The sequence below is a fragment of the Robertkochia aurantiaca genome (assembly GCF_020166495.1).
GTDB lineage: Bacteria > Bacteroidota > Bacteroidia > Flavobacteriales > Flavobacteriaceae > Robertkochia > Robertkochia aurantiaca.
Genome location: NZ_JAINZS010000002.1, coordinates 554,057 through 567,809, shown reverse-complemented (window position 1 = coordinate 567,809; position 13,753 = coordinate 554,057). Strand labels below are relative to the sequence as shown.

Below are 13,753 nucleotides of genomic sequence, written 5' to 3'. Positions count from 1 at the left end.
GTCAGGGCTTAGTGGTCAGGGCGGCTTTGAATTCGGCTTCTTCATCGCTTTCAATTCCCAGTACTTCATAAATATACTGGAAGGTTGAAAGAATCTCGGGTTTTCCGTTTACCAAAGCCACATCATGTTCAAAGTGGGCGCTTGGCATGCCGTCGGCGGTAACGATGGTCCAGCCGTCTCTGAGCTGTTTGATGCGTTGTGTCCCCATGTTGATCATGGGTTCGATCGCGACGACCATTCCTTCGACAAACTTCTTACCTCGCCCGCGCTTCCCGTAGTTCGGCATTTCGGGGTCTTCATGCATCTTTTGGCCGATCCCGTGACCTACCAGTTCACGTACCACCCCGTAGCCGTGATCTTCGCAATATTGCTGAATGGCAAATCCCACGTCACCAACTCGGTTGCCGGCTTTAAAGGCGCGAATGCCTTCGTAAAGCGATTCTTTGGTGATTTGAAGCAGTTTTTTGGTTTCAGGAGCCACCTCTCCGATTTCAAAGGTGTACGCGTGATCCCCGTAAAAGCCGTTCTTCAGGGCACCGCAGTCGATAGAAACGATGTCACCCTCTTCCAGCGGCCTGTCTGTTGGCAGACCGTGTACCACGGCTTCATTGACACTTGTGAGCAATGTTGACGGACAATCATATAATCCGAGAAATCCGGGTTCTGCCCCGTGATCCCTGATAAAGGCTTCAGCTTTTTTATCCAGTTCAATGGTAGTGATACCCGGCCTGAGCTCTGAGGCAAGCATTCCCAGGGTTTTAGACACTACCAGTGCACTTTCTCTCATCAGTTCAATTTCTTCAGGTGTCTTGATCTTGATCATCTTCAAATTTTTAAAAAGGCTGAATACCAAGTTTATGGATTTAATGTCATGTGAATGATTGCAAAAATAGCTATTATTTTGTGAATACCTCTTCTTTTCAATCCCTATGGCAGTATGGCCAGATTTCGGAAAAGACTGGCTTTGGCCTTTGCCAGTTTCCAGTTCAGGTCTATCTCTTTCAACCTGGCGTCAAGGTAACTCCTTTCCCTTGAATTGATTAGGAAAATGGAGCTTTCGCCAAAACTGAATTTCCGTTCTTCAGCAAGCAAGAGGGTTAAATAATCCTCAACCACATTTTCAACCATAACGATCTGACCTTTATAATTGTCGACTTCCTGAAAAGAAGCACTGATCTTGTTTTCCAGTTCCAGGGCCTGTTGCTCATATTCAAAGCCGGCATCCCGTATCTTAAAGTCGGCAATTTTTAATCCCCCCCGTTCTTTTCGAAGAAACAAGGGCATGCTGAAACGCAGTCCGAACTTGTAATCTCCCGTATTGATAGTGTTGATGCGGGTGGCATCAGAAGTGATGAAATTATAATTCAGATCGAGTTGGGGTTTGAGCATTTCGGCTTTCAACCTGCGTTCGACCTTAAGCCCGTCGATCTTGGCTCTCATGGCCAGTAATTTAGGGTGATTCTCAAGATTGACACCTTCAGGGAGTATATCATTGATCTCAAGGGTTCGTTCCAGGTTCTCCAATAACAGAGTGTCAGGAATAATGTCAGGCCTGAGTTCGAGGGGAATGGCTTCATCGATCCATAAAAAATTGGAAGCTTTAAGGCGGGCCTTTATCAGGTCCAGCCTTGCCTGTTCCAGGCTGATTTTCCTGTTGCGGTAAGCGATGCGCGATTCCACGCTGTCGATGGGGGCAATATCTCCGCTTTCTGCACTGGTTTTAACATTCTGAAACCGCTGAAAGGCGTTTTCAACGAACCCCTGATACAGATAGGTCTCCATGTAGGCCCTGTACCAATCAATGTATGCTGATGTAGCCTCAAAAAGAATTCTGTTCAGCTCAAGATCTCTTTGAGCCTGTGACAGGTCCTGAAAGATCTTGGCCTGCTTTAGGGTCGCCATCCGTTCGTTGATGAAAAGACCCTGCCCGATGGGTACGCTGACCCCGGCACTGTAGAGCCCGTCTTCCGGCACCGTGTTCTGTGGGTTTAAGAAACTGCCGTCATTGAGCTCGTAACCAGCCTTGAATTCAATTCCAAACCAGGTGGGAATCTTGAAGTTGGCGTTCAGAATATCGTAATATTCTGAATCTTTAAATGCCTTTTTATCGTAATCCACTTCCACTTTCGGGTCGAAACCTCCCCGGGCCTGCATCAGGTTTGCCTGAGCGGTATTGATGATCAGGTCGGCCTGCCTGGCCACCGGGTGATAGGTTTTTACAAAGCCCAGGAATTCATTCAGGTCCAGCACATTTACCGACAGGCTGTCCTGAGCGTTTCCGCCCTGTAAAAAAAACAGTGAGAGTATTATGGCTGCTAAGTGACGTCTCATTTCTTGGCACTTTGTTTTAAGATGTCCTGCGGACTGTAATAATTAGGAGGGAAGCCGTTGAGTTGTCGCCAGAGTTCGAACCAAATGGGAACATCCTGTAACAGAGCCATTGTTTTTGCGCCTGAACCTACTCTCAGAGCATCAGGCCATTCATGATCTTCAGGGTCTGGTGCGATCAGAATACGATACTTCCCGTTATCACTTATAAAGTTTTCAACTGCAACCACGACACCACCATAGGTTCCATAGGAGGCATTGGGCCAGCCGCTGAATACGATAGCAGGCCATCCGTCGAATACGACACGCACTTTTTCTCCACGGTGTATCAATGGCAGATCGATGGGCTTTACATAGCTGTCGACAGCGATCTCAAACTGAGACGGCATGATACTTACCAGGGGATCACCCTCTTTAAAGGTTTCTCCAATTCCTTGTTGCAGCGCCTTGTTCACAAACCCGCTTTGCGGGGCGGTAACAAAATTCATACCCCTTCGCACGGCATAATTGGTACGCTGGTTGCGCATTTTGGTCAGATTGGCCTCTGCATCTGCCTGAGAACTGATGGCCGTGAACTTGTCGCTTTCGGCTTTCGATATCTTTTCGGCATACTCTGCCTCAGTACGGGTGATCTCCACCTCGGCATTGAGCACCTCATTACGGCTGGCCAGCAGTTTATTTTCCTGGGATACCAGTTTGGCCTGTGTTTCCTGAAGCTTTAGTCGTTTTTCTTCCACATCGGTCACGGCTTTCAGGCCTTCACTGTTCAGGGCGACCACCCGGTCGTATTGGCGTTGGGCGATAAGAATATTGGTCTTTGCGGCCTCGAGGTCAATGCTGTCGCTTTCCACCTTTAAATGGGCCTGCAAGAGTTTGTTTCGGGCCTGTTCCAGTTTTAGTCTTCTTTCGTTCTTCAGCGCCTCAACCTGTAGATTCAACGCCCCGATCTTATTTGAATAAGACGAAACGCTTAGTTGCTTGGCCTCCAGCTGCTGGTCGGTTCTGGCCAGTAGTTCTGGGTCAAAATATTCATCTTTGACCTCTGAAAGTCGCAATATGGTATCTCCTGCCTCCACGAAATCACCTTCTCTGACATACCATTTTTCAATTCTGCCGGGAATGGCAGAGTGAACGGTCTGTGGCCGCTCTTCAGGGTTCAGGGTGGTGATGTAACCGTCTCCGGAAACAATCTGTGTCCATGGCAAGAACAACACCAGGAAACTAATGATAAAGAAGATCCCCAGGAATTGTCTGAAATATTTATAATGGTCTTTTCCGAACACCTTACCGGAGGAGCGGTAGTGCGAGATATCAACCTTTTTGTTCAGTATGTTTTTAGATATATTGAGCATGATATTTATGCGTTTAGATCTTTTTTAGTTTACCATTTTCCAGTCTGTAGTGGAGGGGGCATTTTGAGTCCCAGTAATGATTTTTGGAAACCACGATCAAACTCCACGGCTTGTCTTCTGCGGTTAAGAAGTCGATGACCTTTCTGGCTTCTTCTTTGTCGAAATATTCCAGAGACTCATCAAGGATCATCAGTTTTGGTCTTTTTATAATCGATCGTGCCAGAACGATTTTCTTGGAAACCGTGTAAGGCAATTGTTTTCCTTCGGGATAGATCACCGTATTGAGACCATTGGGCTGTTGTTTTATGAACTCATTAAGCCCTGTGTTTTTAATGGCCCATGACAGATCTTCGGCCGATACATCCGGGTTGCCAAAGGTGATATTGTCCTTAATGGTACCTTCGAAGGGAGTTTCTTCGGCTATCGAATGACCGATGAAGCTGCGGTAATAATTCGGATTGATTCCCTTCAGTGAAAAATCGTTGATATAGATATTTCCTGATTCAGGCTCCATCAAACCTGCCATGATTCTGAGGAGGGTCGACTTTCCGGAACCGTTCTTGCCTTTGATCATAATACGGGAACCCTGCGGCACCTTCAGAGAGATCTTATCAAGAAGTGGGGTGTCTTTGTGCTGGTGTCTGAAGGTAACCCTGTCTAATTCGAGATCAATTTGGTCATTAATCTGAAAGGCTGTATCGATCTCCTGACTTTCCAGGTCCTTGTCAACCACCTGTCCAATCTTTTCAAGGGAAGTGAGCATGTCGTAAAACATCTCCAGCCCCAGAATGAGTTTTTCCACCGAGCTGATCACAAGCAGGATAATAATTTCAGCTGCTACGAACTGCCCGATATTCATCTGTTGGTTAAGTACCAGTATACCACCGATAAGCAAGAGACCTGCGGTAACCAGAACTTTGAATCCGATCATCTGCCCGAATTGCAGCATCAGGATCTTAAAGTGAGATTCCCGTGCATCGAGGTAATCTGCCACCAGGGTATCACTCTTATCCATGGCGTGGGTGGTTTTTCCTGAAAGCTTGAAACTTATAACACTTCGGGCAACTTCCTGTATCCAGTGCGCCACGCGGTACTTGTGTTTCGATTCGTCAAGACTCGTATCCATACCTCTTGAAATGGTGAATTTGAATACGATATAAATAAATACGACCAGGAGGAGCCCGTAAATAATGAAAAACGGGTGATAGAATGATAGCAGCATAAGACCGAAAACGATCTGCAGGAATGCCGCAGGAACATCTATCAGCATTTTAGAAAGGCTTTTTTGAACAGTAAGAGTGTCAAAAAAGCGGTTTGCAAGCTCCGGGGGGTAGTAATTGCGCATCTGACCCATTTTGATTTTCGGAAAGCGATAGGCGAACTCGAAAGCCGAACGGGTAAATATCTTTTGCTGTATATCTTCGATAATGCGAAGCTGCATCAATTGCAGTATACCCACAAAGGCTACTCCGAGGGTTACCAGTATGACCAGAACGATCCAGGAAGTACTTACCTGAGCGGTCTGCAAAAGGTTGATGATCGCTTGTATACCAAGTGGCAGCGAGAGGTTTACCAATCCTGCAAAAATGGCGTAATAAAAGATCTGATAGAGATCTTTCTTATCCAGTTTGAGCAGATTTATAAAACGATTCCAGGGGGTTAGCAGATTATTTTGATCCATGATGCTCTTTCAGATTATTGAAAACGAGGTTGGTGATAAATTCAGTGACGCTGTGGCGTTGGTTGCAATTGGTTATGGTGGGAAAGTGTTCCCTTAGGAAATGCTGATGCAGGGTTCCTTCCAGTACGATAGATACCAGGCTCTTCGGATGAGAATAAGAAGAGTCAATCTCTTCGATCATTTCGGTTAGCCGGTATGCCAGTCTTTTATAAATGGAAAAAAAACCTTCTTTATTTTCCTGGTCTACTTCTTTGGTCAGAAACGATTTTGAAGATTCAGACACTACGATCTTATGGAGTATCACTTCGTTGATATGATCGAAATGCATGTCTTGTTCAACCGGCTGGGTAATGATCTCAAGCGCTTTTCTGAGCTTTTGCTCAGGGTTCTCTATGCTGTTGGTGGCAAATACCAGTCTGTATTCCAGCCAGCCCCAGTACCAGGAAGAAAGATATACCAGTAATTTGTGTTTGTTCTCAAAATAGCGGTATATAGAGCTTTCGGTAGAGTTGATCTCTTTGCTGAGCTTCCTGAAGGTAAATTGTTCAAAGCCGATCTTGTCGATCAGCAAAATGCTGTTCTCGACGATCCGCTTCCCCAGGTCTGAAGACTGAGGATCTTTGAGATAAATCTTGCTATTGATATTTACTTTCAGGTTTGTTAGTAATCTTTCCATTTCAGAAAACTTTGCACACAAAAATAATAGTATTACTATCATTATCAAGCATGATAAGAAAAATTTAACAAAAAAAAGACCGGCTTCTTTTGAAACCGGTCTTGTGTAACTTATTGTTTTACAGGATTATTTGCCCTGTACTTTCTTTTTGAACTTGTCGAAATCGCTGTCTTCCACTTTTCTTGGCCACTGGTTGTTTTCAGTGTCAATATCTGCAGTTTCAGCTCTTGGGTCAACAACAACACTTTCAAGCTCTTTATCGGTAGCCAGTACCTTGTTCAGCTGTTTGTCGTTCTTTCTCCATACCTGCGCGGGGTATTTCACGATCTCGCTGCTTCCGTCTTTATAATTGTACTCGACGATAAGCGGCATGGGGATTCCTCCCGGTTTTTCGAAAGTGATCTGGTAGAAGTATTTTGGATTCTTCAGCTTAGCGCGTTCTGCTGCTGAGAAATTATCCATAAGATACTCATTCAGAGTTTTATAATTTTCTTCCTTGCTCGATTCAGCCACATCATTCAGGTAGTCTTCACTGCCTTCTTCCACCATATAAACAAGAGGGGGAAGGTCTGCTTCGGTAATACCTCTTTGCTCAAAGATGTCTTTCACTTTCGCGGTAGGCTTGGAAGAGACATAATACTTCTTCACGTCTTTCACTCCTATATCGACATAATCAGTGCTGTAGAACCAACCTCTCCAGAACCAATCCAGGTCAACAGCTGAAGCATCTTCCATAGTGCGGAAGAAATCTTCAGGAGTAGGGTGTTTGAACATCCATCGCTGAGCGTATGTTTTAAAAGCATGATCAAATAACTCACGCCCCATAACAGTTTCTCTTAATATGTTCAGGGCTGTTGCCGGCTTGCCATAAGCATTGGCTCCAAGCTGATATACGTTTTCAGGATTTGACATGATAGGAGCGATATAATCCTGATCTCCTTTCATATAATCAACGATCTTCGACGGAGCTCCTCTTCGTGAAGGATAGTTGTCAAGTCCCTTGATCGCTTCAGGATGTGTTTTTCCAAACTCCTGTTCTGTAAGGTACTGCATAAAGGTGTCCAGACCTTCGTCCATCCATCCCCACTGACGTTCGTCTGAGTTGACGATCATCGGGAAGAAGTTGTGACCTACTTCGTGAATGATCACAGAGATCATTCCGAATTTGGTTCTGTCACTGTAAGAACCGTCTTCGTTGGGTCGTCCGTAGTTCCAGCAGATCATAGGGTATTCCATCCCCTGATTTTTGGCGTGAACAGAAACGGCTTTAGGGTAAGGGTATGCAAAGGTGTGATCTGAATAGGTCTTCAGAGTCTGCACCACGGCTTTGGTAGAGTATTCTTCCCATAGTGGGTTTCCTTCTTTAGGATATAGAGATACAGCCATTACGGTGCGTCCGTCGCTCATTTTTACAGCCTGCCGTTCCCAGATGAATTTACGTGAAGTGGCAAATGCAAAGTCACGAACATTCTCTGCCTTTAAAATATAGGTTTTTTTCTCTTCAGAAAATCCTTTTTCAGCGGCTCTGGCTTCTTCTTCGGTAACGATGATCACCGGTTTGTTATAAGACTTCTTAGAAGCTTCAAAGCGCTCATATTGCTCTTCGGTAAGGACTTCTTTCGCGTTTTGAATCTCACCTGTTCCCTCCAGTATATGGTCAGCGGGTACAGTGATGCTTACCTCATAATTACCAAAAGGGAGTGCGAATTCGCCTCTTCCCCAGAACTGGTGGTTCTGCCATCCTTCCACATCATTATATACGGCCATGCGCGGGAAGAATTGCGCGATAACATAAGCGTTGTTCCCGTCTTCTTCGAAATGCTCGAATCCGCTTCTGGCCCGGTTGGTAACGTGGTTGTTCACATTATACCACCATTTGATAGAGAAGGTGTATTGTTCTCCTGGCTGTAACGGCTCAGGCATATCGATACGCATCATCGTTTGATTGATGAAGTAGGGCAGATCTCTTCCTTTTTCATTTTGAACCTGTTGAATATTAAAGCCTCCGTCAAAAGGCTCACTCAGGTATTTATCTGCAAAACTGGCGGCATAAGCGGTTTCACCCAAAGACTCCTCGTCTCTGTCAAGAGCAGGACTGTCTTTCTTTCTGACGTTCTGATCAAGCTGTACCCAAAGGTACTCAAGCACATCGGGTGAGTTGTTGGTGTAAGTGATCGTTTCCTCTCCGTAGAGCTTCTGGTTCTTATCATCCAGCTCTATGGCCATATTGTAGTCGGCCTGTTGCTGGTAGTAAGCAGGTCCCGGGGCTCCGGCGCCGGTACGAAACATATTGGGAGTGGCGAACTCCTCATACAATTGTCTGAACTTGCTGGTGTTCTCGTGACCGGGCTGTCGCTCCTGTTTTTCTTCTTCCTGAGCGTTGATAGTCCCTGCCGCGAAAATGCACATAGCAGATACAAGGTACTTTAGTTTATTCATAATTTGATTTAAGTTTAACGGCGCAAAAAATAATGTATTTCAGTATTTTAATCTCCCCTCTGTTATAAGTTTAACATAGCTTTATCATTTTGGCTGTGCAGCATGAAACTTTCTTTTGTGCTCCCTGCCTCAAAATGAACGATATTCTGTTGTTCTTCGTACATGTCGCACAATACCTGGCTGTATACGCCGAGGCTTTTCAAGGTTTCGTCCTGTACATTTTCAGCTTCCAGGTAGACCTTGATCACATCGACATCATATTCCTTACCCAGGTATTTCCATCTGACTTCCTTGCCATTGGCAAATAATTTGAATTTGTCTCTCAGATACCGTTCTATGTAGTAATCGGCATTGTCGATCTCCTGTCCCGAGGTCAACTTCGGGTCAACTCCGTAACGGGCCTTGATCACGTTTTCCATGTCGTCGATGAAATATCGCGAAATCACTTGAACAGCCTGCGCTTCCTTGTCATATTTGATATCGGTAACGCTTACGTAAAACTTATGGGCACTAAACCCGAAAAGGGTCAGGGTAATTAATATGAGGGCGATATTCTTTTTCATCATCAATAGGTTTAGCAAAAAATCTGCCAATCTCCGCGAATGTCAAAAAAAGACTTTTCCGGCAACGCGGGTCATGAGATGCCAAATATAGCGATCAGGTTTTTTTAAGACTCAATGTTAATACAGAATTAACGGCTGTAGATCGGGGAGCCGGTTACAGAATGAGATTATTTCTGGTCTTTGATAAGTTCGTTGAAATTCTTGCTCTCTTCCACCAGGAAGTCGATGAGTTGAAATTCCTGATCTTTTTTTAGCAGTTGCCTGCTGGGAAAGCGATCATCGATATAAAAGAGAAATTCAGAAATGCGATCCTGAGGGATATCCAGATCGACCACAAAGAAGCGGTCGTCATAAACCTGCCTCAGCACATCGCTTGGCATGAGATTATTGGCGGGATCACCATCGGTATTAGGAGCGCTTTGGAACAGTGCCTTAAATATATTCACGAAGTTAAGGCCGTATTTCATTCCTCTGTCCTGCAGGGGAAGGGCAACATTTTCGACCGGAGTGGAGGGGTCGATCTCGTAAGCGGTCTCTTTGAATTCTTCCTCCTTAAGCTCGAGGAATTTTTCACGATTCGACGGACTCACTACAATTTCATCCAACTCGGTAATTTTCTCATCGACCTCGACCACTACTCGTGCATTGGTTAAAATCTCAGGGGTGATCAACAAGGTCTTGAACTGGTAGTTCAAAGCGGTGAATGCCAGAACATCACCCGGACTCACCCAGATCTCAAATTCTCCGTTTTGGTTGGTGATGGTGGCTCTTTCGGTGGTGGCATTGATTACATTTTCACCCTGAACGGGACTGTTCTGATATAAAACCGTACCCCTGAGGAGCACTCTTTCCGTTTCCTGAGAAAATGCCAGGAGCGGTGTAAAGAATAATAATAATGTGATGAGGTGTCTGTTCATAGCTGTTTTTTTTCATCAGATGGCTTAGGCTTGCCAGTACCTGATGGAGTTACTAAATTTACAAAAAAGCATTGGATTTTTCCAGTGATTCCTGTTCATTACCCATACAAATGTATTTACTGTAAATTATGAAACGCAACATGATCATCGCCAGCACCTCTACCGTATTTGGGGGTGAGTACCTGGAATATTTAAAACCCCGGCTGCAAACCTTTCTGTCGGGAGTAAAGCAATTGATTTTTATCCCATACGCCCGACCGGGAGGGATTAGCTGGGATGATTATACGGCCCGGGCTTCGGTTTATTTTAATACCCTGGGAATTGAGGTGAAGGGCATACACGAATTTGAAGACAGGTCTCAGGCGATCCTTCAGGCAGAGGCCATATTCACCGGGGGCGGTAATACTTTTTTATTGGTGCATGATTTATACCGCTATCGCATCATGCAGGTACTGCGGGAGGCTATATTTACAGGAGTGCCCTATCTGGGCAGCAGTGCAGGATCGAATATCACCGGTCTGACCATGCAAACCACCAATGACATGCCTGTGATCTATCCGCCGAGTTTTAAAACCCTCGGAGCGGTTCCTTTTAACATCAATCCGCATTACCTTGACCCTGAGCCGGGCAGTAAACATATGGGAGAAACCAGGGAAACACGAATCGGGGAATTTCAGGTGCTGAACGATATCCCCGTGGTAGGTTTAAGGGAAGGAAGCTGGCTGGAGGTAAATGATGATGATATCACACTTGGAGGAACTCTTTCTGCAAGAATATTTTTGAAAGACCGGCAGCCCTATGAACTGGAGGCCGGAAGTCATCTGGAACTCTGAGTGAGTTTTACTCGTGGGTCTTTGAAGAATCTTTAATAAGTTCCTGAAGTTCGCTGAACTCTCTTTCTGTCAGGGGGCGATATTTTCCTGTAGGTATATCGAGGGAGATATTCATGATGCGAATTCTCTTCAGTCTGGTGACCCGGTAACCCAGGTATTCGCACATTCTTCTGATCTGTCGGTTCAGTCCCTGGGTGAGTATGATTCTGAATTCATTTTTGCCGGTTTGTTCCACCTCGCATTTTCGGGTGACCGTACCTAAAATAGGAATTCCGTTTCTCATGCGATGGAGGAAATCAGGCGTGATAGGTTTATTGACCCGAACTATATACTCCTTCTCGTGATGATTGCGTGCCCTTAATATCTTATTGACGATATCACCATCATTGGTAAGAAGTATAAGACCTTCACTGGGTTTATCCAGTCTGCCTATGGGGAAAATGCGTACAGGGTAATTGATGAAATCGATAATGTTGTTCTTTTCAACCCGGGTGTCGGTCGTGCATACAATGCCAACAGGCTTGTTAAAGGCCAGGTAGATCCTTTCTTCATCGGGTTCACCAACAGGTTTCCCGTCAACGGCTACACGGTCGTTTTCAGATATTTTGGTGCCCATTTCCGGGACCTTACCATTGACGGTGACCCGGCCCTGTTCGATCAGTTTGTCGGCTGCCCTTCTGGAGCAATAGCCGATCTCACTCAGGTATTTATTGATACGCTTTTCCATGATTGCCAGAAAATTGCTTCTCAAACTTACAGAATCTCATTGAAAACCAAGAAGCAGAGAAATGAAAAAGCCCAACCTAAAGGATGGGCTTTCAGAGCGGGAGACGAGGTTCGAACTCGCGACATTCAGCTTGGAAGGCTGACGCTCTACCAACTGAGCTACTCCCGCTTATCGTGGGCGCAAATATAAATAATATGAAAGATTCTTTCCAAATAAATCAGAAGAATTTACCGGGTCATATCGGGAATCTTTTGTGTGTTTTCATTAACATACTTGATCTTAAGCTCTTATAGGAAGCGGGATTTCATACTGCCGGCATTTGCGTAATTATGCGTACTTTTAAATTGAGCCTCACAAAGAAGGCGGCAGGAGTTTTCGAAACTGCCTGGTCAATTCTCCCTGTGATGCTCTGCAAAACCGGTCTTGAAATTATTTGTAATACCTGCCTGCCGGTTGAAGCTTGTAGCGAAAAGCCTGCCATTATTATTATAAGACATCATTAATGAATAAGATAGCCGAAACTTCCCGATTGCTTTTACGGGAATTCACAACCGAAGATGCACATCATTTTTACGACATGAACAGTGACCCCCTGGTATTGAGATATACCGGAGATCCTCCTTTTAAAAGTAAAGAAGAAGCTTTCGAGTTTGTTAAGAACTATGATCAGTATGAACGGTTCAATTATGGCCGGTGGGCAGTCATTCGAAAGGAAGACGATGCTTTTCTGGGATGGTGTGGTCTCAAATATCATCCTGATAAGCGGCTTACCGAGGTAGGGTTCAGGTTTTACCGTAAATACTGGGGAGAAGGCTATGCGACAGAAGCGGCGCGGTCTTCGATAAATTATGGTTTTGCTGAGTTGGGTTTACCGGAGATTCACGCTCACGTTCATAAAGATAATCAGGCATCGGTTCGGGTACTCGAAAAACTGGGAATGGTATTTCTTAAACCAATCGAATACGACGGTATGGAGGCTTTGCTCTACGTCAGGAAGAACCCGTATTACAACTGTGATTTTATCACCGCAGAGGAAGCACGTACCGTGAGGCATTCGGTGCTGAGAAAGGGATTGCCATATGAGTCTGCCTTTTTCGATGAAGACAACCATCCTGACACCTTCCATATTGGTATGTATTTCAGGAACACCCTTACTGGGGTGCTTAGTATGATCAGAAATCCAAAAGAGATTCTTCAGACAGATTATCCTTATCAGTTAAGGGGGATGGCAGTCCTGGAACGTTTCAGGAAACGAGGTTTGGGAGGAGAAATGGTCAATATGGCTGAGGAAGAGCTCAGGGAAAGAAAGCTTCCAGGGCTTTGGTTGAATGCCCGCGAAAAAGCCATCCCTTTTTACCGGCGACTGGGATATGAACCGGTTGGAGAGATCTTCGACATTCCCGTTCACGGACCTCACCTTCTGATGAAGAAAGATCTGGAATAGGAACATAAAAGCTGCTTTTGTTTATATTTGAGCCTTCAGCACTAATACCTGATCTTATGAATTTATCAATTCCACGAATCTCATTCTGCCTTCTTCTTGTTTGTCTGATCGCTTTCGTCTCCGGGAGTCATGCACAAGCTGATTATACCAGAGCAGAGCTTATCGGCAAGAGCGGAAAGGTCTATGAGGGCGAAGGGATCGGCCTTAGAAAGGAAGCCTATGAGTCGTTCATCTGGATGAAGGAGGCTGCTGCCAAAGAAGGAATTGAGATCAGGGTGGTTTCCGGGTTCAGGGATTTTGCCAGGCAGAAGGGAATCTGGGAGCGCAAATACAATCGATTTACCGGCGAAGGCGCAAGTCCGGAAGAGGCCATAGAGCGCATTATAGAATATTCGACCATACCCGGAACCTCCAGGCATCACTGGGGAACCGATATAGATATTATCGATGGGGGTGCTGAATATTCAGGAGATGTGCTCGTAGCTGAAAAGTTCGAAAGGGGAGGGCCTTTTCATAAATTGAAAAAGTGGATGGATGCGCACGCAGGTGCCTACGGGTTTGTTCGGGTATATACCGACGAACCCGGCAGAAAGGGTTTCAAATATGAACCCTGGCATTATTCGTATGCACCGATCTCCATTGAGATGCTGAAGGCTTATCTTCAACTTGATCTGAAGGAGACCCTGCAGGAAGAAAATCTTTTAGGCAGTGAATATCTCAGTGATGCATTTATGTCTAAATACCTGGATCAAAACATTTTAGATATAAACAAAGAACTCCTTCCGCGATAAAT

Annotated in this window: 12 protein-coding genes and 1 tRNA gene; 3 read left to right on the top strand and 10 right to left on the bottom strand. The window is 45.1% G+C overall.

Annotation, left to right across the window (positions count from 1 at the left end; translation table 11 throughout):
• Position 1: 1 nt before the first annotated feature.
• From map to K7R10_RS05075, 8 genes are all read right to left on the bottom strand, one after another.
• Positions 2–823 carry a type I methionyl aminopeptidase gene (gene map, locus K7R10_RS05110; protein WP_224483597.1) on the bottom strand — a complete coding sequence of 274 codons (822 nt, stop codon included), beginning with the start codon at positions 821–823 and terminating at the stop codon, positions 2–4.
• 104 nt (positions 824–927) lie between these two features.
• The gene (locus K7R10_RS05105; protein ID WP_224483596.1) at positions 928–2,331 is read right to left on the bottom strand and encodes a TolC family protein; all 1,404 of its coding nucleotides are present in this window, start codon (positions 2,329–2,331) and stop codon (positions 928–930) included.
• Complete coding sequence (locus K7R10_RS05100; RefSeq protein WP_224483595.1) at positions 2,328–3,680, bottom strand: HlyD family secretion protein; 1,353 nt, start codon at positions 3,678–3,680, stop codon at positions 2,328–2,330. The genes K7R10_RS05105 and K7R10_RS05100 overlap by 4 nt, the downstream gene beginning before the upstream one ends.
• 13 nt (positions 3,681–3,693) lie before the next feature.
• Positions 3,694–5,361, bottom strand: a complete 1,668-nt coding sequence (locus K7R10_RS05095) for a peptidase domain-containing ABC transporter (protein WP_224483594.1) — start codon at positions 5,359–5,361, stop codon at positions 3,694–3,696.
• Positions 5,348–6,037, bottom strand: a complete 690-nt coding sequence (locus K7R10_RS05090; RefSeq protein ID WP_224483593.1) for a TetR/AcrR family transcriptional regulator — start codon at positions 6,035–6,037, stop codon at positions 5,348–5,350. Before K7R10_RS05090 ends, K7R10_RS05095 begins: the two co-directional genes overlap by 14 nt.
• 126 nt (positions 6,038–6,163) lie before the next feature.
• Positions 6,164–8,476 (bottom strand): M1 family metallopeptidase, encoded by a 2,313-nt coding sequence (locus K7R10_RS05085; RefSeq protein WP_224483592.1) that lies wholly within the window; start codon positions 8,474–8,476, stop codon positions 6,164–6,166.
• 62 nt (positions 8,477–8,538) lie between these two features.
• The gene (locus K7R10_RS05080; RefSeq protein ID WP_224483591.1) at positions 8,539–9,042 is read right to left on the bottom strand and encodes a DUF6702 family protein; all 504 of its coding nucleotides are present in this window, start codon (positions 9,040–9,042) and stop codon (positions 8,539–8,541) included.
• Positions 9,043–9,206: 164 nt separating this feature from the next.
• Complete coding sequence (locus K7R10_RS05075) at positions 9,207–9,956, bottom strand: BamP family beta-assembly machinery protein (protein WP_224483590.1); 750 nt, start codon at positions 9,954–9,956, stop codon at positions 9,207–9,209.
• 128 nt (positions 9,957–10,084) lie between these two features.
• On the opposite strand from K7R10_RS05075, the gene pepE reads away from it, so the two are divergent.
• Positions 10,085–10,789: a dipeptidase PepE gene (gene pepE, locus K7R10_RS05070; protein ID WP_224483589.1), complete on the top strand. Its 705-nt coding sequence runs from the start codon at positions 10,085–10,087 to the stop codon at positions 10,787–10,789.
• A gap of 7 nt (positions 10,790–10,796) precedes the next feature.
• Here pepE and rluF read toward each other — a convergent pair whose 3' ends face one another.
• Positions 10,797–11,516 carry a 23S rRNA pseudouridine(2604) synthase RluF gene (gene rluF / locus K7R10_RS05065; RefSeq protein ID WP_224483648.1) on the bottom strand — a complete coding sequence of 240 codons (720 nt, stop codon included), beginning with the start codon at positions 11,514–11,516 and terminating at the stop codon, positions 10,797–10,799.
• A 95-nt stretch (positions 11,517–11,611) separates the two neighbouring features.
• A tRNA-Gly gene (locus K7R10_RS05060) sits at positions 11,612–11,684 on the bottom strand.
• Positions 11,685–12,018: 334 nt separating this feature from the next.
• Between K7R10_RS05060 and K7R10_RS05055 the strand changes: the two genes are divergently transcribed.
• Together K7R10_RS05055 and K7R10_RS05050 are read left to right on the top strand one after the other, a co-directional pair.
• Positions 12,019–12,960, top strand: a complete 942-nt coding sequence (locus K7R10_RS05055) for a GNAT family N-acetyltransferase (RefSeq protein WP_224483588.1) — start codon at positions 12,019–12,021, stop codon at positions 12,958–12,960.
• A 56-nt stretch (positions 12,961–13,016) separates the two neighbouring features.
• The gene (locus tag K7R10_RS05050; protein ID WP_224483587.1) at positions 13,017–13,751 is read left to right on the top strand and encodes a M15 family metallopeptidase; all 735 of its coding nucleotides are present in this window, start codon (positions 13,017–13,019) and stop codon (positions 13,749–13,751) included.
• The last annotated feature ends 2 nt before the right edge of the window (positions 13,752–13,753 follow it).

What these genes read in the sequence shown, in the direction of transcription:
- map (WP_224483597.1), bottom strand. Translation starts at nt 823, where the DNA reads ATGATCAAGATCAAGACACCTGAAGAAATTGAACTGATGAGAGAAAGT.
- K7R10_RS05105 (WP_224483596.1), bottom strand. Translation starts at nt 2,331, where the DNA reads ATGAGACGTCACTTAGCAGCCATAATACTCTCACTGTTTTTTTTACAG.
- K7R10_RS05100 (WP_224483595.1), bottom strand. Translation starts at nt 3,680, where the DNA reads ATGCTCAATATATCTAAAAACATACTGAACAAAAAGGTTGATATCTCG.
- K7R10_RS05095 (WP_224483594.1), bottom strand. Translation starts at nt 5,361, where the DNA reads ATGGATCAAAATAATCTGCTAACCCCCTGGAATCGTTTTATAAATCTG.
- K7R10_RS05090 (WP_224483593.1), bottom strand. Translation starts at nt 6,037, where the DNA reads ATGGAAAGATTACTAACAAACCTGAAAGTAAATATCAATAGCAAGATT.
- K7R10_RS05085 (WP_224483592.1), bottom strand. Translation starts at nt 8,476, where the DNA reads ATGAATAAACTAAAGTACCTTGTATCTGCTATGTGCATTTTCGCGGCA.
- K7R10_RS05080 (WP_224483591.1), bottom strand. Translation starts at nt 9,042, where the DNA reads ATGATGAAAAAGAATATCGCCCTCATATTAATTACCCTGACCCTTTTC.
- K7R10_RS05075 (WP_224483590.1), bottom strand. Translation starts at nt 9,956, where the DNA reads ATGAACAGACACCTCATCACATTATTATTATTCTTTACACCGCTCCTG.
- pepE (WP_224483589.1), top strand. Translation starts at nt 10,085, where the DNA reads ATGAAACGCAACATGATCATCGCCAGCACCTCTACCGTATTTGGGGGT.
- rluF (WP_224483648.1), bottom strand. Translation starts at nt 11,516, where the DNA reads ATGGAAAAGCGTATCAATAAATACCTGAGTGAGATCGGCTATTGCTCC.
- K7R10_RS05055 (WP_224483588.1), top strand. Translation starts at nt 12,019, where the DNA reads ATGAATAAGATAGCCGAAACTTCCCGATTGCTTTTACGGGAATTCACA.
- K7R10_RS05050 (WP_224483587.1), top strand. Translation starts at nt 13,017, where the DNA reads ATGAATTTATCAATTCCACGAATCTCATTCTGCCTTCTTCTTGTTTGT.